Source organism: Sphingomonas sp. AC449 (assembly GCF_979253475.1).
Map to the genome: position 1 here is coordinate 1 of NZ_CEEDCZ010000015.1, position 19,544 is coordinate 19,544.

Consider the following 19,544-nt stretch of genomic DNA (forward strand, 5'->3'; position numbering starts at 1 on the left):
TACCGCACGAAAGCCGCGGATGCGCTGCGGGGTCTGATCGGTTCGCAGCAAACCTAGGGATGGCTGCTACGAGCGTGCCGTCCAGATGCCGACGAGCGCGGCCAGTGACACGAGCATGAGAAACCCGTTCATCACTAGGAGCAACGTCGCTGGCAGGCGCTTGATGTCCGGTCGTGGCGGCGGGGCGCCTGCGCCCATCTCTCGCCACACCGCAGCGGCGAAGCAAAAGGCGCTGAACAAGATCAGCATGGTCCCGGTCGCCGTCGCCAGCCACGGGAACACGACGTCCTTGAGCAGCGCGCGCGCGCCGATACCGGAAGCGAGCGCCGCCAGTCCGGTACGCACCCAGGCAGCATAGGTGCGTTCGCCGGCGAGGATTGTGCGGTCCGCGGCAAGCTCTGTGCGACGGTCGGCGCTGTCCACCTGCTGGACTGCGCTGTCCTTCAGCTTGCTCGCGCTCTCCGCCAGCTTCGCATGGGCCCGATCGGCGTCGTGCGGCGCGTCCATCAGCCAGCGGTAACGGCGATGCGATGCCAGGCAGTCGAGAGATAGCCGGCGAAGTTCCAGATCGGCTCGGGCCGTTCGGGCTGCATCTGCCCGGCACCGTCAACGGCGCGCACGATCAGGACGTGGAGTCCGGGAGACAGATCGACCGTGACGTGCCACTGCGTCCAGCTCCAAGGCGCATCGGGTTTTGCAGTCAGTTCCGCCTGCAGCCAGTCGGTGCCGCCATTGACGGAGACCTCGACGCGGGTGACCGCTCGGCCGAAGGCGACCGCATAACCCGCGATTTCGCACGCGCCGGCGCTGACATGCGCGCCGTCCACCGGCGCGCAGATCGCAGCATTGAGCGGCATCTCCTCGATAGTCAGACCCCGATCCCAGTCTGCGTCCTCCTTCGCTACCGACGCCGGAAAGAGCTTGTAGTCCTTAGCCTGGATCGGCGCATCGGACGGGCGATCGCGCACCTCGATGCGCGTCAGCCACTTGGCGCTACGAACGCCCGCATAACCCGGCACGACGAGCCGCAGCGGTGCGCCATGTTCGGGGGCCAGCGCCTCGCCATTCATGGCCCAGACGATCAGCACGTCGGGCTCTAGCGCCTTGGCGATCGAGATCGAGGCACCGAACGGTGCCGTCTCACCATCGACATCCACGTTGTCGGCCCCCGTAGTGCCGACGAACGACGCGCCGTCCTGGATGCCGGCTGCGGCGAGCACGTCGCACAGTGCGACGCCGGTCCACGCCGCATTGCCAATCGCGCCCACGTCCCAGGGATCGCCCGAAGTCTTTTCCACGTCTTGAAGATGTGCCCGACGATTGCCGGCGCACTGCATGGTCGCGGTCACTGTCCGGGTCGCAAATGCCGTTTGAAGTTCGGCAACCGTGTAGGAGCGCGGGCGGTCGACTAAGCCGTCCAGCGCTATACGATGATCGTCGGCCAGTTCCGGCGTTGGTCCGTGACTGCGGATGTAGAAGTTCGCCTGCGGCGTCAGGAAGGACGTGATCAGTTTATCCGGGGGCGTTTCCGCATTGAGCGGCTCCGGACAGCGGAGGATCAGATTCTGTTCGGCGCGATCGGATGCGGTCATGCAAGCGGCCTACCATGATGAAATCAGTAGCGAAATCGATCGTTTTGCTGGGCGATGTCACCCAGACTCTTTCGATAGCCTATCCCTTTCTAGACGGCGGTGGAGCGATCACCATGCCGTCGCGCGAAAGGCGCCGAGCGCCAGACAGCCTTTCCCGTAGATCGTCGCGATGTGGCTGGACTTGCTACGACGGCTTTGTCCCAAAAGTCGTCGCTAGGTACTAGGGATGACGGAAAACCCTGTCGCCATCGCAGATGCGCGACAAACGGGTTTTTTCGGACGGCAGCCTCTCAATCGTCGCAAAACGCCGTCGCCAACCCGATTAGCGACTGCCGTGTGTTTTACGTCGGGCATCAACGCGGCACTTCGGTTATTCCTGCCGGCAGGATGAGTCCCGAAAAATAGTCAATTTAATCGTTTGCCACCGTCGCTACGGCAAAAGATTTAGGTACGTGATTTACCCGTTCTGACGGCTATGCGATATACGGCAGGATAAACATCTAGCGGGGCAGACAATGCACCTTGAATCTATACGAGTAGAAAAGTTCAAACGCATTGACGCCATTGACTTGCCGCTTGCAGACCTAAACATACTTGTTGGGTCAAATGGGAGCGGAAAATCCTCGATACTTCAAGCACTGCACCTTGCCTCCTGCCTAATGCGCCAGGCAGATCGCATACGAACGGACGGAACGGCGATGGTGAGGGTAAGTGACCTCGACTATCTTCCTTCCGACGAATATTGGCGACTTGGTCATGGCGCAGATTGGGGAAACCGCTCGAACAGCCCATCTTCCAAGGTGATCTTCAAATTTCGTGCCAATGACGGCGTAGAAGTTATAGCCCATCTAGAAATGCGTTCGGCACGAAACGCTGGTATCTCAGTGCAAGGAGAGCTTCCAGAAATAGTGAGAACTCAATTTCGCGGTGCTGAGACCTTTTTCAGTGGTTTTATTCCCGGAATATCGGGCATTCCAAACGTGGAACAGAAAAATTCCAAACGCGTCGTTTTGAAGGCTTGTTCATTCGGTGATTCGAATGTCTACCTTCGCAATGCGCTCAACCTACTATCTCTAGAAAACATTGTTCAAATTGAGACATGGCTGATGCCACTCTTAGGGCAGATTAAGCTGAGTATAAAGTTTGACGACGCGGCGGACTTTGACATTCACGCCGAAGCTGAGATAAATGGTATTACTATGCCACTGGAGCTTCTGGGCACCGGATATCTTCAGTTAATACAGATATTCTGCTACATTTTGCTATTTAAACCAAAGATTCTTCTGGTTGATGAGCCGGATATCCACCTCCACCCAAGTGTCCAAGAGCAGCTGGCGCAAATTCTGTTAGAGATTGCCCGCGCGCAAGGCATCAAAATCATTATGACTACGCATTCTCCCTTTATTGTGCGCGGCGCACCCGCAGACACGAATGTTGTATGGCTGGCAGACGGTGAGAAAAAGTCTGATGACCGTGCGTCGGTTGAGTTAGCTCTAGGCTGGGGTGCCTTTGGAAAAAAAGTCATCGTTGTGAGCGAAGATGCAAAGAATGACCTTTTAAAGAAGCTTATCCGTCAATGGCCGGAAATCGAGCGAGCGGTCACCGTTCTTCCGGGACGAGGTTACCAACACCTCTTGACCAAAGACGAGGCTCGGGAACTTAAGGCGTCTCTCGGCGATAAGTTCAAGATACTGGTGCACCGCGATCGTGACTCGCTTACGGATGACGAGGTCATTGCGCTCAAGGATTCATACGCCAGCGAAGGAATTCGTCTCTGGTTGACTGACCAATCCGACCTCGAAGCGGAATTCTGTGATCCAGGATTTCTCTCAGCGTTAACCGGGGAGCCTATACACACGTGCGAAAATTGGCTGACCGACATTTCGAACCAGAACCAAGCGCCCATTAAAGATCAGTTCGCTAAACAGCGCGCAGCGCACAACGATGAGCTGCATAAGGCGGGGGGGAGCCCCACCAATGATGATGTGTGGGCAGTATTCCAAGGGCGTACGCTCAAGGGCGCAAAAGGTAAATTTATCTTCAATCAGCTGAAAAACAAAGTTCCGGCTAATGGCTTCTCGGCCGCAGCGGTAGGCTTGCTCGCTGTTTACCCAGAACGCGCAGCCAGCCTCAAAGCTAACCTAGAGGATCTGCTTGCATAACTACCGTTCAATGGATCAATCAAGGTCGCCTTCTGTTCTGTCGTAGATTGATTTCGGCAACGTACAGAACGACACTGCTAGTCACGTCCCCAGCAATCGGAGTCCCGTGACGAGCTAAAGCTGACGCCGCCGACCGCTTTAGAATGCCGACTCTCGTAGCTTCGTAACGATGCCGGTGGGAAATTGGCCGGCGTGTACGGCTGTCCACACGGTCATTAGTTCGTGGCGATGCTCATCGATCCATGATTTGATTGTCTGATCGTAGGGCGTTGGTTTGCCGACAAGGCGCTCGCCGGTATCGATTGCGTAGGTCGCGCAGTGCCGATCGTCTTTGTAGTCGATGTGAAGGTGGGCGCGGCCGTGGTTGGCCATTGTGTCCATGCGAATGACGAGGTTCGACACTCGCATGACCATAAAATCTTGGTCGAAAACGCCTGACGCATCATCGTCGATGAGCATATCCAATGACGCGAACCGCCCCTGGAGCGTTTCCCCGACCGAAAACAAACGCTTCTTTAGCTCGTCTACGCTTTGCATGTTTAATCTACCATCCATCGGGACCGACGCGGGCTAGACACTTCGCATTAACAAAACATCTGCGGCTTTCCCGTTTCTTCGTCGTTGTGGTTCCGTTTCGGGAAAGTGCAACTGGGAACAGGCTTTGGGGAATGGCGTCACCCAAGAGGTGAAGCGCCCTTTCCTCACCTCAGACGGTGCCGATCGACGTTTCCAATCGATGACGGCATATGGTCGCCTTGGGGAAGATCGACGTCGTGCTTCACCGTTTCCACGGTGAGCAGTCCACGATGCGTTTCGACACGCTGTCCCGCTGCCAAAATCTCCGCATAGAAGCTACCGAACCCAACCCACTCGGGAGGATATTGCCTGACCTGTTCGAAGTCCTTCTTTCTCACTGGACTCGGGCCACGGTTCGCAATGCGGACCGACGATTTTGGTTGATAGGCGATCGCGCTACCGTCCGTGAAGCCAACGAGGATGTTTTTTAGGCTCATGGTAAGGCTCCCGGGGATCTTCATGTCGCGCTGAAAAAGTTGCTGCCCGACTGACAGGAAGCTAAGCGACTAAGCGACTAAGCGACTAAGCGACTAAGCGATCAAGCATTGTCGGCGACATCCGTTGATGGATGCCGCCGACTTCGACTTTTATCGCTGACGCATGGTGGGATCGAGCATGAGGTCCATCAGGATGGCCGCAACCTCAGGGCCATGTTCCTCGTAGATCGTGCCGGTACGCATGTTCGTTCCGCGATCAGTGAGCTGCGGCAATAGCCAGAATACAGAGCCGTCATGCACATCAGGCCAAGTCCAGCGCACCTTTACGCCCGTGCCCAATCGTGTCTCCGATGGCCAGATTTTATCGATTGGATATAAGGCTGTAGTGTCAATCTCGTGCGGACGGGCATCGGTGACTAAGCCAACGCCCTTGATGCGCAGTCCTGCGCCTGGCGAGAACGATTTTATAAACGCGATGTCGCCAATCCGAATGGACCGGAGCGTTGCTTCGATAAACGGAGCCTCGCCATCATGCAGCGACGCGGTTGCATTTGGAGGTGTGCTAGGCTCCCAGCCGCTGCACGCGACACCTAGCTGAAGGAAGTAGGACGTAACGTCCGTGACGCCGCCGTAGCTGGCGCCGAAACCAAATATGCTCATTCTGTGCTCCTTGGCTCATGGCCTATGAAGTGAAACACGGCTTTAAGCCGTGCCATGTATATTGGCATTCCGTAAGCCACGGACAAGTCAGGGCCGAATGTTGGCGAATCTACGCGGGGTCCCCACCCTAGCGGTTTCTCTTGCAGCTAAGCGACTAAGCGATATAAGTCGCTTATCAGCTTAGTAGGAGCGACAGCTATGCAGGTATGGGCCGTGATCGCTCAGAAGGGCGGGCAATCCAAAACTACCCTTTCGACTGGGTTCGCCGTCGAGGCAGCGCGGGAAGGGGCATCAGTCGTCATCCTTGATGCCGACGACCGGCAAGGGTCGGCACTCTATTGGTCCGAACGCCGCGACGACGACGACGTGATAGTGAAGGACAGCAGCGTCGCCGGCCTACCTCTCCACGTTTCGCGTGGACGCGCCAGCGGCAAGATTGATCTTATCATCATCGATACGCCCGCGAACTCCAAGGACATTGCCATGCTCGCGGCCGAGCAAGCAGACTTCGTCATTGTCCCCGTCGCACCGCGTGGGCTAGACGTTCATTCGGTGTTGCAGACCGTCAAGCAGGTGCAGCAGGCCGGCACCCCATTTGCGGTCATTTTGACACAGGTTCCGCATCAGGGCGGGGAAGGGCAGGAGGCCCATGCGGGCTTCGCCGCCAAGGGCGTAACGCTGTTCGACAGCCGGCTCCATTTCCGCAAGGATTTTTACAAAGCTACGCCACTCGGCCGGACGGCGGCAGAGACAGAACCGGATAGCAAGGCTGCGGCCGAACTGCGCGCAGCCTATAATGAGGCTAAGCGACTAAGCGGCTTTACGACTAAGCCAGTAAGCGAGGTAGCATAATGGCAAAGAGACCGTCTGCACTTGCTAGCATCTTCGATGACGAGCCGGACGAGGCGGCAGCGGCTTCCATCGTCGAGGCTGTCCCCGAGCCGCAACAGGCGGCCGCGCCGCGCCGATCACGGCGCGCGGCCGAGACGCCCACGCCGGTAGCGCCGGCGCGTCGCAGCAGTCATCCAGGCAAGAAGCCGGTGCTGATCCACATTCCCGAGGACATGCACCGCGCACTGCGCCAACTCAGTGTGGAGGAGGGCGGTGAGCCGCTCACCGTCGTCACCGAGCGCCTACTTCGGCAGTATCTCGTCAAGCGGGGCCACACCAGGTTCGCCCCGTGAGCAAGCGGCGTGATCCCAATCCCGAGTTTGACCTGTTCATCCCTGCGCTCGGTGACCTCCCGCTCAAGGACCAGCGGGAAGTTATGGAGCGTCCGTTCTTCTCGTTGCAGAAGCGCAAGCGCCTCAAGCCCATCGAGTATCGCAGCCCGGATGGCGAGGCGTGGGTGCGCGTGCAGGCGATTCCCGACTACGGAATGGCGACGATTTGGGATGCCGACATTCTAATATGGGCGGCATCTACCCTCAATCGCATGAAGCAGCAGGGCCTGAACGACCTGCCGCGCACGCTGACGACGACGCCTTATGACCTGTTGCGAGCTATCAAGCGCGGCACTGGCGGCAGAGATTATCAAGAGTTGCAGGCGGCGCTGCTTAGGCTCCAGACGACCTCCATCACCACCTCAATCCGCGCGACCAAGCGCCGGCAGAAGGCCGGCTTCAACTGGCTCGATAGCTGGACCTTTGACACCGACGCCGAGACCGAGCAGCCACGGGGCATGACGCTGACCCTTTCGGATTGGGTTTATGAGGGGATCGTCAACGAGAAGTCGTTGCTTACCATGCACCCTGACTATTTCCTCCTGTCCGGAGGCCTGGAGCGGGCGCTGTATCGCATCGCGCGCAAACATGCCGGCACGCAGCGCGGGGGGTGGTTGTGCCGGGTCGAGGTGCTTCGCGACAAGACAGGCAGCGATGCCCAGCCCAAAGAGTTCAATCGGATGCTTCGGCGCGTGATCGAGGCTGACCAGCTCCCTGATTATACAATGGAAGCAGCCGAAACGACCGACAAAAGCCCGGCTGTGCTGTTCAGGCTCCGCGGTGAGGCCGAAGCATTAGCATTGGCCGAGAAGATGCGCGTGGAGGAGGAGCGGCGAGCCCGCCTTGACGCCGATCGTCGGCGTACGGAAGAGGTGGACGCCCGAATGGACCGGCTGGCCGGCCGTCGCTAACTATCGGGGTTTCACCCACCGCAGCCCCCAACTATCGGGGTTTCACACACCTGCTGGCTTGCCGGGCAGAGTCGGGCAAGCTCCGGCCGGCGTAATGCAGCGTTCGCGCTGTGGATAACTGGCACGGAAGAGCCGTTCAAGCCATGCCAGAGTCGGGGTTTCACACACCTTTTCGTCGGGGGATCACCCACCGCACTATCGGGGTTTCACACACCCAATCACGGGGTTTCACCCACCGGCTATATCGGTAAGGCACTGAAAACAGGGTAGGAATTAGGGTCTTTTTGACCCTTAACCTTTTTAAGATTCCTATTTAACAGAATCACTTAATGTCACTGCGCCGTTCGACAGACCAAAAGACGAACAATGGAATCGGCCTAATGGCCGATACGCTATTTGTTTCGTGCCGCCTGCGGCGTCACAGAGGCGGCGCAAGCGCCGCTAGCTAGGCGAGAAAGAAGTTGGGGCGGGTGGACGGAATCGTTCGCTAAAGCCGCTCAGGCGTGCGGTGAGGGCAGGAGAGGAGCTTTCGGGGGCCTTGGGATGCCTATCACGGTGAATGTCCTCAGCGGGGCTCAATCACGCCGGATCGAACAGCCCGGCGAACTCGCGCTGATCGTAGTAGCGGATTTTTTCGACCGCGAGCGGGTGTTCTCCCTGGCGGAGCAACAGGAGCTGGTCGGGCCGCATCCGCATGATTTCGTCGGGGGTGGCGAGACGGCGGGCAGAGACGTGACCGCTGACGCTTTCCGAAGGGCCGGCGCGATTTTCGCTCCAGCCAGTGCCGCGTGACGTGCTGACGGTATCATATTCGATCGTGGTGTCGCCGATCGTGCGCGAGAGCATGTCGGCGGTGGCATGGTCGTTGACCCCGAACGTCTGGATCACGCCCGCGTTGGACATGAACGTGCCGGCGCGCTCGCCATAGGTGGCCTTGAGTTGATGCATGTCCTGAAGGATCGGCCAGAGCTGAAGGCCATAGCCCGCCATCAGCCCCATCGCGCGCTCGACCGGTTCGAGGCGGCCGAGCGCGGCGAACTCGTCGAGCAAGAACAGCACGGGCCGGGCAGGGCGGACGGTGGAGCGCGCCATGTCGGTGACGGCCTGGCTCACCAGCAGCCGCAGCCAGCGGGCATAGGTATCGAGCCGATCGGGCGGCAGGCATAGGAACACGGTGACGGTCGCATCCTTCAATTCCGCGAAGGTGAAATCGGATGCGGCCGTGCTGGCGACGATGCGCGGGCTATCCAAGAAATGCGTGTGACGTTGTGCCGAGGACAGCACGCCTGCGGCTTCGCGGTCGGACTTGCCGAGCTGGCGGTTGGCGGCGCGGGCGATCAGACCACCGGCGCCGGCGCTGTCCTGCATATCGGCCAGCAGCGCGGCGAAGGCGGCAGGGGCGAACGTCAGCTTGTCGCGTACGGTCGCCAGTACGCGGCGATCGGCGGGTTCGTGGACGACGGTGTGTAGGATCAGCCCGGCGATCAGCGCCTTGGCTTCCTCGTTCCAATGCGCTTCGCCCGATTGCCCCGGCGCGTCATGCACCAGCGCGTCCGCGAGGGTGTTGGCGTCTTCAGCGAGATCGAGGCTGGCGGGGTCGAGCCGATCGAGCGGATTGTAGCGGGCAGGGGACTGCCCTGACACGCCGAACGGATCGAGGCACCAGACCTTGCCCTTGGCGGCACGCGCGCGGGCGGTGACGCGGGCATTCTCGCCTTTGGGGTCGATGCAGATCACCGAGCGGTCGAGCAGCAACAGGTTGGGGATGATCGTGCCCACGCCTTTACCCGAGCGGGTGGGTGCCATCGTCAGCAGATGCGCCGCGCCGTCGTAATGCAGCAGCTTGCCCGACTTCGCCGACCGGCCGATCAGGAGATCCCCGTTCGCTTCCAGCTTTCGCACGTCGGCACGGTCGCCGAAGCGGGCGGAGCCGAGCAGATCGCTGCGCTGGTTGGCGGCACGCCGGTTGAAGCGCCAGGCCAGGAACAGGACCGCGCCGGCCAGCAGGAACGGAATGTCGGTCGCTATCTCGCCATAGCCGAAGATGCCTTTGAGCCAGGCGTTGCTCGCCATCAGCACCATGAAGGCGACGAAGACCGCGAACAGCGGGCCGATCCGTCGCCTGGGCATCAGTGCGCTTCCATCGGCGTGACCGGCAGTGACCGGTCGGCATCGGGATGATCGAGCAGCCGGAGCAGGATTTGCGAGACGAGGGGAGGGGGCACTCCCTCGTCCAGCATCATCGCGAAGAACGCGTCGTCGTTGGGCGTCGGGATCATGTCCTCGATGACTAGGTTGGCGCGCGAGTCCGCCATATCTTCGTGCCACATGGCGATTTCCGTCGGCGTGCCGCGCACGAAATCCATCGCGCGGACCTGACGACGGATCGTCTCGATATCGAAATCGCTCATGGCGCTTCGCTCCTTTCCACGATCATGGCACACTCCCGCAACGTGTCGCGCAGTCCGTTCCATGTTTCCCGGAGCCGCTGGACCTTCGTCAAGGCATCGAGAATTATAGTTTCCTGCCCCGCGACGGGGCGCATGTTGTCCAGGCGCTGCGTGTCTAGAACAAGCGCCAGGCTACGGCCGGCAGCTCGCACATAGACTCCCGACCCACGCAATGAGGTGGCAAGGATCGGCGCGGCCAAGGGCAGGTGACGCGCCCACCCGTCGAGCATGGCCTTGACGCTCGGGTTGGGCGCAGCGGAGTCCCAGCATTGATGAGAGACCCGAAGGCTCGCGGGCCGACCTTCCTTCAGTAGAAAGCCGTAGCTGGCGAACCCGCTTCGCTTCGCATCAAAATAGATCGTGCGGGAAGACTCAGGGCGGGCATCGGCACTGTTGGGATTGCGCTTGAGCACCAGGTCAGGCGTTGCCTGCCTCGCCAACTCGGCATAGCCGGTGAAGAAGTCCATGACTGCCCGGACCGGTACCGGCTCGTAAGGGCTGGCGGCGCGCTCGATTGCGGTCTCGACCAGCTCGCGATCATTGCCCGTCACGTTAGGGAGCAGGCTTTCGTAAGGTAGCACCGCATCAAACCCGGCGGCGAGCTTGGAGCCGGTCAGGTAGATGGAAGGTGCAACCAGCAGCGTCGCGACGATCGGCGCGGCTCCCGAAGCCAAATGTGCGTCGCGGCTTGCGGCGTAACGGGCCGGTTGATCGGGGGTGAAGCCTGCGTCGATTTTGTTTTCGACCAGCAGCACCGCAACGCAGGATGTTCCTGACCAGTAACGCACCACAAGATCGGCCGTCCCGCTCGCGTTTGCGTGCCGGACCTGTCGCGCTACCGTCACCCGATCGACAGCAACTCCGGCAGCGTGACGTGCGGCAGTTTCGAGGAATAGGGCCGCAGCGTTGCGGTGGGAAAGGAGCAGTCGTTCCAGCACAGCATCGAGGGAGGATTCGGTGACGGACGGCTTCATAGATCGATCCCGATTGGAGCGGGGGAGCCCTCATATGCTTCCGCATCGAACGCCCGTTTGCCGCGTCGCTTCCACAGCGTCAGCACGTCGCCGGCATCATCGCCGCGCGCGCGTCCGGCGAGATCGAGCAGCGCGCCGTACAGTGTAGCGCGATCGTCGTCGGTCAGCTCGACGAGCCCGGCTTTCTGAACCAGCCCGCCCAGCTCAATCAGGTGACGTGTTCGTTCGCGACGCTGCACGACCCAGCCCCTGCTATCCGTTCGCCGTTCCGCCGCTTCCGCCCGCAGCGTCGTCGCCCGGTTCAGCCGCAGCGCCCGATCCGTCGATTGGAGCAGCGCCAGCACCTTTGCGCCCACGCCGTTGAAAGAAGGCAGCGCCGTTCGCGCGCCATGCCTCCTTTGCGCTGGCATCCTTCGACCCGATTGCATCGAGCAGCACGCCGGCGAGGGTTTCAGCATCGAGCGCATCGGCCCCCGTGGCGGCGACGAGCTGACCGAGCTGTTCGACACGCTTTGCCTTGAGCGCGCGGGCTTTGTCACCCAGCGCCTTTAGCTCAGCATCGTAATCGCGAACCTTCCGCATAGCCTACACCCTTCCGCGTATCGGTCGGTAATATCTTAGCGTGTCCAGCATACGGGTAAAGGCAGAACGAGCAGAAAGCGGCATCAAGTCAGTCAGGAGATGCGAAGCAGATCGTGAGTGCGCGCTTATACGTCGTTGCCGACGTGCGCTAAGTAGGGCAGTGTGCGGAGCGTCATGGCGATCTATCATTTCTCCGCCAAAGTTGTGAGCCGCGCAAACGGATCGAGCGCCGTCGCGAGCGCCGCCTATCGTTCCGCATCTGAGCTGCACGACGATCGGTTGAACCGCGATCACGACTTCAGCAACAAGGCGGGCGTGATTCACTCCGAGGTGATGTTGCCGGAGGGCGCACCAGAGCGTTTAAACGATCGCACGACGCTGTGGAACGAGGTTGAGGCAGGCGAGAAGCGCAAGGACGCGCAGCTTGCCCGTGAGGTGGAGTTCTCGATTCCGCGTGAGATGAACGAGAAGCAGGGCGTCCAGCTCGCACGCGATTTCGTGAAGAAGCAGTTTGTCGATCGCGGGATGGTCGCTGATCTGAACGTGCATTGGGACAAGGCGAAGGACGGCACGCCCAAGCCGCACGCGCATGTCATGCTTGCGATGCGCGACGTGGGGCTGGAGGGGTTCGGGAAGAAGAACCGCGACTGGAACTCGACCGAGCTTTTGAAGGACTGGCGCGAGGCGTGGAGCGCTCACGTTAACGAGCGCATGGCCGAGCTGGGGATTGAGGGTCGCATCGACCACCGCAGTTACGAGGCGCAGGGGATCGGGCTGGAGCCGCAGCACAAGATCGGCCCGGCCGCATCGCGTCGTCCGGAGCAGGGGCTTGAGGCGGAGCGGATCGAGGATCACACGCGCATCGCTCGTGAGAACGGCGAGAAGATCATCGCCGATCCCAATGTCGCGCTGGACGCCCTCACGCGGCAGCAGGCCACGTTCACCGTCCGTGACCTTGCGACGTTCGCGTTCCGGCACAGCGACGGCAAGGAGCAGTTCGACCAGGTGATGGGGGCGGTGCGCGCCAGCCCTGAGCTGGTCGCATTGGGGAAGGATGGACGCGACCAGGAGCGGTTCACGTCGCGCGACATGATTGCGGTGGAGAACCGGCTTGAGCGTGCCGGCGACGATCTGGCGGGCCGGGGCGAGCATGGCGTCGCCGATCGGCATCGTGACGTCGCGATCGGCGCGGCCGAGGGGCGTGGCCTTGTCCTGTCGGGCGAGCAGCGCGACGCCTTCGATCATGTGACCGGCGACGCGGGGCTGGCGTCCGTCGTCGGCTATGCCGGCAGCGGCAAGTCGGCGATGCTTGGCGTGGCGCGCGAGGCATGGGAGGGGCAGGGTTACACGGTTCGCGGCGCGGCGTTGTCGGGCATTGCGGCCGAGAACCTTGAGGGCGGATCGGGCATCCAGTCCCGCACCATCGCTAGCCTGGAACACGCATGGGGGCAGGGCCGCGAGCAGCTAGGCCCCAAGGACGTGCTGGTAGTGGACGAGGCTGGCATGATCGGCTCGCGCCAGATGGAGCGGGTGCTGTCCCAGGCACGCGATGCTGGGGCCAAGGTCGTGATGGTCGGCGATCCTGAGCAGTTGCAGGCGATCGAGGCGGGCGCGGCGTTCCGCAGCGTCACCGAGCGGCACGGCGCGGCCGAGATCACCGAGATACGCCGGCAGCGCGAGGACTGGCAGCGCGACGCCACACGTGCGCTGGCGACCGGGCGCACCGGCGAGGCGATCCACGCCTATGACGGCAAGGGCACGGTCCACGCGGCCGACACGCGCGAGGCGGCGCGGGGCGCGCTGGTCGATGGTTGGGATCGCGCGCGCCAGACCGAGCCGGGCAAGAGCCGCATCATCCTCACCCACACCAACGCCGAGGTGCAGAGCCTCAATGGCGAGGCGCGCGACCGGTTGCGCGCGAGCGGCGACCTTGGCGATGACGTGACGGTGAAGGCCGAGCGCGGCGAGCGGCAGTTCGCGACCGGCGACCGCATCATGTTCCTTCGCAACGAGCGCGGCATGGGGGTCAAGAACGGCACGCTGGCGACGATCGAGCGGGTATCGCCCGAGGGCATGGCGGTGCGCCTCGATGACGGGCGCGGGGTCGCGTTCGACACCAAGGATTATGCCCATGTCGATCACGGCTATGCGGCGACGTTCCACAAATCCCAAGGCGTGACGGTCGATCGCGCCCATGTCCTCGCCACTCCGGGCATGGACCGCCACAGCGCCTATGTCGGCATGTCGCGGCACCGCGACGACGTGCAGCTTCACTATGGCCGCGACGACTTCACCGACCAGCGCCAGCTTGTTCGCGCTCTGTCGCGCGAACGCGGCAAGGACATGGCGGGCGATTACGCTAAGCCCGAGCAGGATCAGGCGCGGGCGTTCGCCGATCGGCGCGAGATCCGGTTCCCGGAACTCGCACGCCAGATGGTCGAGAAGGTGCGCGACAAGGCCAAGGGCATGTTTGCCGGTTTCCGGCCAAAGCCGGCTGTCGCGAAAGAGGGGGCGATTAACACTGCCCGCGATCACGGGCAGGGGGGTCCGATTAACACCGCCCGTGATCGCAGCCAGGGGGGTCCGATTAACACCACCTTGGACGTCTCTCAGGCCAAGGCGATCGAACGCTATGCACGTGCCGCGGGCGATATCGGCCGGATGCGCAACAAGGGTCTGCCCGTGCTGCCGCATCAGGAGAGCGCTTTGCAGAAGGCTGGCGAGAGGCTGGACGCGACCCGTCCCCATGCCGCGCGCGACCTTGCATCGGCGCTTGCGCGTGATCCGAAGCTTATCGAGCAGGTGTCGGGCGGCAATACAGTTGGCGCGGCACGCGCGATGGCCGACGAGAAGCGTGTGCGGCTAGACCCGGACGCGCGTGCCGAGCGGTTCGTGGAAGGCTGGCAGAAAATGCAGCAGGCGCGGGCAGGCATGGAGCGGGCCGGCGACAGTGCCGGTGCCGAGCGGTTGCGCGAGCGGATGGAGAAGGCGGCGGGCGGGCTGCACCGTGACCCGCAGCTCGAATCCGCACTGCGTCGCCATGCACCCGACCTGGCGCTGAAGCAGGAAAGCGAGCGGTCGATCGGCGATGCGCTGTCGTCGTCGCTCGATCGTGGGCGCGACCGGGATCGGGGGATGAGCCGGTGACGGTTCGTGCTTTCGGGTACGATCCGGTTTGTGGTTTCATGCAGTAAAGGGGAAGAAGTGCATGAGTGACGATCACGAACCGGACGCCGCAGCGGAGGCGTTTGAAGGTGTCCGCGGTGAGCTTGCGCTGTTGCGCCGCGCCGTCGAGCGGCTGTCCGCGGAGCGCGCCGAGGTGCCGGAGATACCCGATTACAGCGAGACGCTGGGGAAAATGGCGAAGGCGCTCAACGCGACCATGCAAAATGTCGGCGTGCTGGCGAAAACGGCCGAGGACAATGTCGCGCCGCGCTATGTCGCCGACCGGATCGTCGCGGCTGGCGGCCATGCCCGCGACGAGGATCGGCGCATGATCGCGACCGCCGGTGAGAAGATGGACAAGGCGACGACCGCTTTGCACGGTATCGGCGGTTCTGCCCGCCGTGCGGACGAGCAGCGCCGTACCTTGTGGCAGGTCGGTGCGGGAGCGTGCCTGGGCGGGGCGCTGCTATGGACGATCGTGCCGGGGATCATCGCGCGCGAGCTCCCGGGGAAGTGGCAGGTGCCCGAGTGGATGGCAGCGCGCACGCTTGACCTACCGAAATGGGAAGCCGGGCAGCGCCTCATGCGAGCTGCTGGGCCGGATGCTTTCGCCAACATCGCGGCAGCCGATCGGATCATCACCGCAAATCGCAAGGCTGTGCAAGCCTGCTACAAGATAGCTGTGAGGACTAAGAAGACGGTGCGCTGTACCATCGAGATCAGTCGGGATGACGTGGCGGCAAGAAGTGCGATCGTCAGCTCCACGGATTGAAGTGCCCAAGCGGTGCAAGCCGATCATTCCACCGGACAGCAGCGATGCGCTATGCGGAAGGGGCAAGTGCTTCGATGATCCGGCAGTCGGCGACGGTGTTGCGGCTACAGGAATCTATTAGCGCGTCGAGTTCACCAGCAAGCGCGGTGAGGTCTGCAATTTTGCGTCTAATCGCGTCGCGGTGTTGGTTGGCAACGACATCGACGGCGATGCAGGACTGATCGCGCCGATCGGCAAGCCCCATAAGCTCGCGCACCTGATCGATTGAAAAGCCAAGATCACGCGCGCGACGGATGAAGGACAGGCGGCGTAGATGCGCGCCCTCATAGGTCCGATAGTTCCCCGCCGATCGCTCAGGAGCCGGCAGCAAGCCAATCTGCTCATAGTAGCGGATCGTCTCGACTTTCGTGCCGGTCGCACCAGCCAGTTTTCCGATCGTCAGTTTCTCAGACACAGCGCTTGACCCTCTAGCGACTAGAGGGTGCATATAGGCTGTCAGATCGATTCTATCGAGGTGGCGAATATGGCCTGCACAAGCTGCGCGTCCGACAAGGCGGACACTCTCAACGACCCTAAGTGGCGGCGCGCGCTATGGATTGCGCTCGCCATCAATGGCGGCATGTTCGTTATCGAGATCGTTGCCGGCATCACGGGTGGATCGAAGGCGCTGCAAGCCGACGCGCTCGACTTTTTTGGGGATACTGCGAACTACGCAATCAGCCTTGGCGTTGCCGGAATGGCGATAGCCTGGCGCGCACGCGCTGCGATGTTGAAGGGGGCGACGCTTGCTTTGCTAGGCGTCTATGTCTTGTTCGCGGCGGGATGGGGGGCGCTCCACGAAGCAACGCCCCATGCCGAAATTATGGGCGTGGTCGGCATCGCCGCGTTGATCGCGAACCTTGTAGTCGCGGTCATGCTGTACCGCTTTCGAAGCGGTGATGCGAACATGCGGTCAGTGTGGATTTGCTCGCGTAACGACGCGATTGGCAACATCGCCGTCGTACTGGCCGCAGGCGGAGTGTTCGGCCTCAACAGCGCGTGGCCTGATCTCGCCGTCGCCACCTTGATGGCTGTGTTGGGAATATCGGGCGGTGTTCAGATCATGCGGCAGGCACGCGCCGAAATGCGTAGCGAGCCCTCACCCGCCCCCGCTACTTACCAGCAGTCGTTACATGGCAGTCGGTAAGCTGCTAAGGCGCGGGCCGATGCACCGCCTCTCCGCCCTGTTCCTCAGTTTCATGCTCGTGCTTATGCTCGGGCTTGGATCAGTCGCGCATGCGACCGAAGGCGTGACGTGCGTTGATACCACAGCGGTCAGCTCCCTCGATCATTGCGACGGCGATGCCGACCAAGTGCCGGCAGACGCCGACAAGGCTTATCCTCACCATCATGGTGGTTGCCACGGCCATCATGTCGGCGTGCCGATCGCGTCCGATTCAACCGGACCAGCCAGCAGCGTTCGTATGACTGCATCGATGTGGCGCAATGCGCCCAAGGCCCCGGTAGCGTCGGACCCAGCCCTACGTCCTCCCCAAGCCTGACCAACGCCTAATTCCGCCGGGAAAGCCCGTGCGGATGCCCAAGGTTCGTCAGGAGTCCGTTACCCATGCACCGTTTTATTGCGGCCTTATTGGCCGTGGCGTCGTGCGCGTCGATCGCACAGGCGCAGTCAGCCGATCCAACATCGACCAGTCCCCCGCTCACCCTTGAGCAGGCGCTTTCGCTTGCCGGAGCCAGCGCCCCCAGCCTTGAGGCTGCCACGGCTGGCGTCCGGGCAGCACAAGCAGGCCGCACGGTTGCCGGCTACCGCCCGAACCCGTCGATCGTCGCCGAGACCGAGAACATTGCCGGCAGCGGCCAATATCGCGGTCTTCGAAGCGCCGAGACAACGGCAGGTCTGGCACTACCGATCGAGTTGGGTGGCAAACGATCGGCACGGATCGCTGTCGCAGATGCGATTGGTAATCGAGCGAGGATAGGCACGGCGTTGGCCGAGGCTGATCTACGGCTTGCCATCACGCAGCTCTACATCGAGGCGACCGCAGCGGAACGCCGACTGGTGACCGCGCGCGAGCAGGCCGGTATCGCCCGCGAAGCATCGCGCGCAGCCGGCGTCCGCGTTCAAGCGGGGCGAGCATCACCGCTCGAACAGCAGCGCGCCGATGTATTGCGGATCAACGCGGAGACGGCTGTGGAGCGCGCAGAGCGGCTTGCCGAGGTCGCCCGAAGCAATCTTGCCCGACGGATCGGCCAACCCCTCACGGGACCGTTGGACTTGGTGTGGTTCGGCCGTGTCGAGGGCTTTGGTCCAGCGCGGCCGATCGAGACCGCCGGGACGCTGGCATTGGCGGCGACACGCGCGGACGTGACAACGGCAGAGGCACAGGTGCGGCTTGCTAGGTCGCAGCGCATTCCCGACGTGACACTCAGCGCCAGCGCACGACGGCTTGAGGCTACGAACGACGTGGCAGCGGTGTTCGGGCTGTCGATCCCGTTCCCACTGTTCAACAACGGCAAGGCGGCAGTGGCGCAGGCGCGGGCGCAGACTGATCAGGCGCAGGCGCTACGTCGCGCGGCCGAGCTGGATACCGCGCAGGATATCGCAAGCGCACAGGCGAACGTCGCGAATGCCGCGACGACCGCTCGCAACGCCAGCGGGCCGGCATTGGCGTCGGCAAGCGAAGCCGCTCGGATCGCCCGGATCGGCTACCGGGAGGGCAAGTTCGGTCAGCTCGATTTGCTCGATGCCGAACGTACCCTGTCCGAAACACGAACCGCCGCGATCGATGCGCTCGCCACCTATCACGACGCCAAGGCACGCCTCGAACGGCTCGTTGCCGCAGCGCCCTCGACCGAGGAAACCAATCAATGACGAAGACCATCATGCGGGCGCTCGCGCCTGTGACCCTGGCTGTCCTCCTTGCCGGATGCGGCGGGGGTGGCAACGGCGAGGCCGGTGAGAAAGCCGGAGCCGAGAAGACCGAAGGTGCCGAGGCCAGCGAAGCCAAGGAGGGTCCAAAGGATATCGTCACCCTGTCCGCGCAGCAGATTGCGGATGCCGGGATAGAGGTTACGCGTCCTACAGTAGGCGGCGTGGCCGGAGCGATCGAGCTATCGGCAACGATCGAGGGCGATCCTCAGGGTGTGCAGGTTGTGTCCACCTCCGTAGGCGGTCGGCTCGTTTCCCTCACCAGCAATCTCGGGCAGTCAGTCAGCCGGGGAGACCCGCTGGCTATCATCGAAAGCCGGGAAGCGGCATCACTGAAAGCGGAGGTAGAAGCCGCGCGCGCGCGTTCCGCACTCGCCCAATCAAACCTTCGCCGCGAACAGCGCCTGTTCGCTGAACGTGTTTCGCCAGAGCAGGATCTGGTCGCAGCGCGGACGGCAGCGACGGAGGCCAGCATTGCCCTTCGCCTCGCGCAGCAGCAATTGTCAGCGACGGGCAGCGGAGGCGGCGCGCTCAACCGCATCGCGGTTCGCTCGCCGATCGCCGGCCAGGTCATCGCGAGATCCGCTACACTCGGGCAGGCGGTCGCGGCCGATGCAGAGCTGTTCCGCGTCGCCAACCTGTCGAAGGTCACTGTAACCACCTCACTCGTCCCCACCGATGCCGGTCGGGTGAAACCCGGCGTGCGTGTCGAAGTGACGGCACCGGGGCGGCGTCAGGAGGGGCGCGTCACGTTCGTATCCCCCATTCTGGACGAGACGACCCGATTGGTGCCGGTGATCGCTACCCTCGACAACGCCGGCAGCACATGGCGCGTCGGCGAAACGGTCAACGTATCGATCCTCGTTCCTGCGACCGGGGACCGCACCGTCGCCGTGCCATCGGCCGCAGTGCAGATGATCGAGGACAAGTCGTTCGTGTTCGTCCGCACTGCGACAGGATTCCGGGCAATTCCCGTGACGCTTGGTCGCACCAACGGCGGGCAAGTCACCGTAACGGCAGGCCTTACCGGCTCGGAGCGCATCGCTTCCACCAACAGCTTCACGCTCAAGGCCGAACTCGGCAAGGGTGCAGGCGGGGATGAGGACTGAGC

The 19,544-nt window shown here is 62.3% G+C and carries 20 protein-coding genes; 9 read left to right on the top strand and 11 right to left on the bottom strand.

Annotated elements, in window-relative coordinates:
• Positions 1-66: 66 nt before the first annotated feature.
• Both AC0CH3_RS16645 and AC0CH3_RS16650 read right to left on the bottom strand, forming a co-directional pair.
• On the bottom strand, positions 67-507 hold the full coding sequence (locus tag AC0CH3_RS16645; protein ID WP_051916165.1) for a YidH family protein: 441 nt from the start codon (positions 505-507) through the stop codon (positions 67-69).
• A complete protein-coding gene (locus AC0CH3_RS16650; RefSeq protein ID WP_031392894.1) occupies positions 507-1,592 on the bottom strand; it encodes a sulfite oxidase in 1,086 nt (361 codons plus the stop codon). Before AC0CH3_RS16650 ends, AC0CH3_RS16645 begins: the two co-directional genes overlap by 1 nt.
• A 515-nt stretch (positions 1,593-2,107) precedes the next feature.
• On the opposite strand from AC0CH3_RS16650, the gene AC0CH3_RS16655 reads away from it, so the two are divergent.
• A complete protein-coding gene (locus tag AC0CH3_RS16655; protein WP_465238086.1) occupies positions 2,108-3,754 on the top strand; it encodes an ATP-dependent nuclease in 1,647 nt (548 codons plus the stop codon).
• 138 nt (positions 3,755-3,892) lie between these two features.
• On the opposite strand, the gene AC0CH3_RS16660 is transcribed toward AC0CH3_RS16655, so the two are convergent.
• The 3 genes from AC0CH3_RS16660 to AC0CH3_RS16670 form a co-directional block, all read right to left on the bottom strand.
• Positions 3,893-4,291, bottom strand: a complete 399-nt coding sequence (locus AC0CH3_RS16660) for a DUF4160 domain-containing protein (RefSeq protein ID WP_465238087.1) — start codon at positions 4,289-4,291, stop codon at positions 3,893-3,895.
• A 164-nt stretch (positions 4,292-4,455) separates the two neighbouring features.
• The gene (locus AC0CH3_RS16665) at positions 4,456-4,767 is read right to left on the bottom strand and encodes a hypothetical protein (protein ID WP_465238088.1); all 312 of its coding nucleotides are present in this window, start codon (positions 4,765-4,767) and stop codon (positions 4,456-4,458) included.
• Positions 4,768-4,917: 150 nt separating this feature from the next.
• The gene (locus AC0CH3_RS16670; RefSeq protein WP_332801600.1) at positions 4,918-5,427 is read right to left on the bottom strand and encodes a hypothetical protein; all 510 of its coding nucleotides are present in this window, start codon (positions 5,425-5,427) and stop codon (positions 4,918-4,920) included.
• Between the two features lie 198 nt (positions 5,428-5,625).
• Between AC0CH3_RS16670 and AC0CH3_RS16675 the strand changes: the two genes are divergently transcribed.
• Genes AC0CH3_RS16675 through AC0CH3_RS16685 form a run of 3 tightly spaced genes read left to right on the top strand, consistent with a single transcriptional unit; the run spans position 5,626 to position 7,561 of the window.
• Positions 5,626-6,279, top strand: a complete 654-nt coding sequence (locus AC0CH3_RS16675) for a ParA family protein (protein WP_332801601.1) — start codon at positions 5,626-5,628, stop codon at positions 6,277-6,279.
• Positions 6,279-6,611 carry a hypothetical protein gene (locus AC0CH3_RS16680; protein WP_332801602.1) on the top strand — a complete coding sequence of 111 codons (333 nt, stop codon included), beginning with the start codon at positions 6,279-6,281 and terminating at the stop codon, positions 6,609-6,611. Before AC0CH3_RS16675 ends, AC0CH3_RS16680 begins: the two co-directional genes overlap by 1 nt.
• Entirely contained in the window at positions 6,608-7,561 is a 954-nt protein-coding gene (locus AC0CH3_RS16685) for a replication initiator protein A (RefSeq protein ID WP_088183874.1), read from the top strand. Before AC0CH3_RS16680 ends, AC0CH3_RS16685 begins: the two co-directional genes overlap by 4 nt.
• 579 nt (positions 7,562-8,140) lie before the next feature.
• Here the strand turns inward: AC0CH3_RS16685 and AC0CH3_RS16690 are convergent.
• From AC0CH3_RS16690 to AC0CH3_RS16710, 5 genes are read right to left on the bottom strand one after another with little or no spacing between them, the layout of a single operon-like run.
• The gene (locus AC0CH3_RS16690; RefSeq protein ID WP_465238089.1) at positions 8,141-9,691 is read right to left on the bottom strand and encodes a type IV secretory system conjugative DNA transfer family protein; all 1,551 of its coding nucleotides are present in this window, start codon (positions 9,689-9,691) and stop codon (positions 8,141-8,143) included.
• Entirely contained in the window at positions 9,691-9,972 is a 282-nt protein-coding gene (locus tag AC0CH3_RS16695) for a hypothetical protein (RefSeq protein ID WP_465238090.1), read from the bottom strand. The genes AC0CH3_RS16690 and AC0CH3_RS16695 overlap by 1 nt, the downstream gene beginning before the upstream one ends.
• Positions 9,969-10,985: a hypothetical protein gene (locus AC0CH3_RS16700; RefSeq protein ID WP_465238091.1), complete on the bottom strand. Its 1,017-nt coding sequence runs from the start codon at positions 10,983-10,985 to the stop codon at positions 9,969-9,971. Before AC0CH3_RS16700 ends, AC0CH3_RS16695 begins: the two co-directional genes overlap by 4 nt.
• The gene (locus tag AC0CH3_RS16705; protein ID WP_465238092.1) at positions 10,982-11,224 is read right to left on the bottom strand and encodes a conjugal transfer protein TraD; all 243 of its coding nucleotides are present in this window, start codon (positions 11,222-11,224) and stop codon (positions 10,982-10,984) included. The genes AC0CH3_RS16700 and AC0CH3_RS16705 overlap by 4 nt, the downstream gene beginning before the upstream one ends.
• Positions 11,225-11,237: 13 nt before the next feature.
• On the bottom strand, positions 11,238-11,567 hold the full coding sequence (locus AC0CH3_RS16710; protein ID WP_465238093.1) for a conjugal transfer protein TraD: 330 nt from the start codon (positions 11,565-11,567) through the stop codon (positions 11,238-11,240).
• Positions 11,568-11,741: 174 nt separating this feature from the next.
• Between AC0CH3_RS16710 and traA the strand changes: the two genes are divergently transcribed.
• Both traA and AC0CH3_RS16720 read left to right on the top strand, forming a co-directional pair.
• The gene (traA, locus tag AC0CH3_RS16715; RefSeq protein WP_056677703.1) at positions 11,742-14,714 is read left to right on the top strand and encodes a Ti-type conjugative transfer relaxase TraA; all 2,973 of its coding nucleotides are present in this window, start codon (positions 11,742-11,744) and stop codon (positions 14,712-14,714) included.
• 61 nt (positions 14,715-14,775) lie between these two features.
• Positions 14,776-15,504 (top strand): DUF6118 family protein, encoded by a 729-nt coding sequence (locus AC0CH3_RS16720; protein ID WP_192143182.1) that lies wholly within the window; start codon positions 14,776-14,778, stop codon positions 15,502-15,504.
• A 49-nt stretch (positions 15,505-15,553) separates the two neighbouring features.
• Here AC0CH3_RS16720 and AC0CH3_RS16725 read toward each other — a convergent pair whose 3' ends face one another.
• A complete protein-coding gene (locus tag AC0CH3_RS16725) occupies positions 15,554-15,991 on the bottom strand; it encodes a MerR family transcriptional regulator (protein WP_056677700.1) in 438 nt (145 codons plus the stop codon).
• A 36-nt stretch (positions 15,992-16,027) separates the two neighbouring features.
• Here AC0CH3_RS16725 and AC0CH3_RS16730 point away from each other — a divergent pair, with 36 nt between their 5' ends.
• From AC0CH3_RS16730 to AC0CH3_RS16740, 3 genes are all read left to right on the top strand, one after another.
• Positions 16,028-16,690: a cation efflux transmembrane domain-containing protein gene (locus AC0CH3_RS16730; RefSeq protein WP_055843156.1), complete on the top strand. Its 663-nt coding sequence runs from the start codon at positions 16,028-16,030 to the stop codon at positions 16,688-16,690.
• Between the two features lie 420 nt (positions 16,691-17,110).
• The gene (locus tag AC0CH3_RS16735; protein WP_055763290.1) at positions 17,111-18,376 is read left to right on the top strand and encodes a TolC family protein; all 1,266 of its coding nucleotides are present in this window, start codon (positions 17,111-17,113) and stop codon (positions 18,374-18,376) included.
• The gene (locus tag AC0CH3_RS16740; RefSeq protein WP_055763292.1) at positions 18,373-19,542 is read left to right on the top strand and encodes an efflux RND transporter periplasmic adaptor subunit; all 1,170 of its coding nucleotides are present in this window, start codon (positions 18,373-18,375) and stop codon (positions 19,540-19,542) included. Before AC0CH3_RS16735 ends, AC0CH3_RS16740 begins: the two co-directional genes overlap by 4 nt.
• The last annotated feature ends 2 nt before the right edge of the window (positions 19,543-19,544 follow it).

Coding starts and splice junctions, on each gene's coding strand:
- AC0CH3_RS16645 (WP_051916165.1), bottom strand. CDS start 507: ATGGACGCGCCGCACGACGCCGATCGGGCCCATGCGAAGCTGGCGGAG.
- AC0CH3_RS16650 (WP_031392894.1), bottom strand. CDS start 1,592: ATGACCGCATCCGATCGCGCCGAACAGAATCTGATCCTCCGCTGTCCG.
- AC0CH3_RS16655 (WP_465238086.1), top strand. CDS start 2,108: ATGCACCTTGAATCTATACGAGTAGAAAAGTTCAAACGCATTGACGCC.
- AC0CH3_RS16660 (WP_465238087.1), bottom strand. CDS start 4,291: ATGCAAAGCGTAGACGAGCTAAAGAAGCGTTTGTTTTCGGTCGGGGAA.
- AC0CH3_RS16665 (WP_465238088.1), bottom strand. CDS start 4,767: ATGAGCCTAAAAAACATCCTCGTTGGCTTCACGGACGGTAGCGCGATC.
- AC0CH3_RS16670 (WP_332801600.1), bottom strand. CDS start 5,427: ATGAGCATATTTGGTTTCGGCGCCAGCTACGGCGGCGTCACGGACGTT.
- AC0CH3_RS16675 (WP_332801601.1), top strand. CDS start 5,626: ATGCAGGTATGGGCCGTGATCGCTCAGAAGGGCGGGCAATCCAAAACT.
- AC0CH3_RS16680 (WP_332801602.1), top strand. CDS start 6,279: ATGGCAAAGAGACCGTCTGCACTTGCTAGCATCTTCGATGACGAGCCG.
- AC0CH3_RS16690 (WP_465238089.1), bottom strand. CDS start 9,691: ATGCCCAGGCGACGGATCGGCCCGCTGTTCGCGGTCTTCGTCGCCTTC.
- AC0CH3_RS16695 (WP_465238090.1), bottom strand. CDS start 9,972: ATGAGCGATTTCGATATCGAGACGATCCGTCGTCAGGTCCGCGCGATG.
- AC0CH3_RS16700 (WP_465238091.1), bottom strand. CDS start 10,985: ATGAAGCCGTCCGTCACCGAATCCTCCCTCGATGCTGTGCTGGAACGA.
- AC0CH3_RS16710 (WP_465238093.1), bottom strand. CDS start 11,567: ATGCGGAAGGTTCGCGATTACGATGCTGAGCTAAAGGCGCTGGGTGAC.
- traA (WP_056677703.1), top strand. CDS start 11,742: ATGGCGATCTATCATTTCTCCGCCAAAGTTGTGAGCCGCGCAAACGGA.
- AC0CH3_RS16720 (WP_192143182.1), top strand. CDS start 14,776: ATGAGTGACGATCACGAACCGGACGCCGCAGCGGAGGCGTTTGAAGGT.
- AC0CH3_RS16725 (WP_056677700.1), bottom strand. CDS start 15,991: ATGCACCCTCTAGTCGCTAGAGGGTCAAGCGCTGTGTCTGAGAAACTG.
- AC0CH3_RS16730 (WP_055843156.1), top strand. CDS start 16,028: ATGGCCTGCACAAGCTGCGCGTCCGACAAGGCGGACACTCTCAACGAC.
- AC0CH3_RS16735 (WP_055763290.1), top strand. CDS start 17,111: ATGCACCGTTTTATTGCGGCCTTATTGGCCGTGGCGTCGTGCGCGTCG.
- AC0CH3_RS16740 (WP_055763292.1), top strand. CDS start 18,373: ATGACGAAGACCATCATGCGGGCGCTCGCGCCTGTGACCCTGGCTGTC.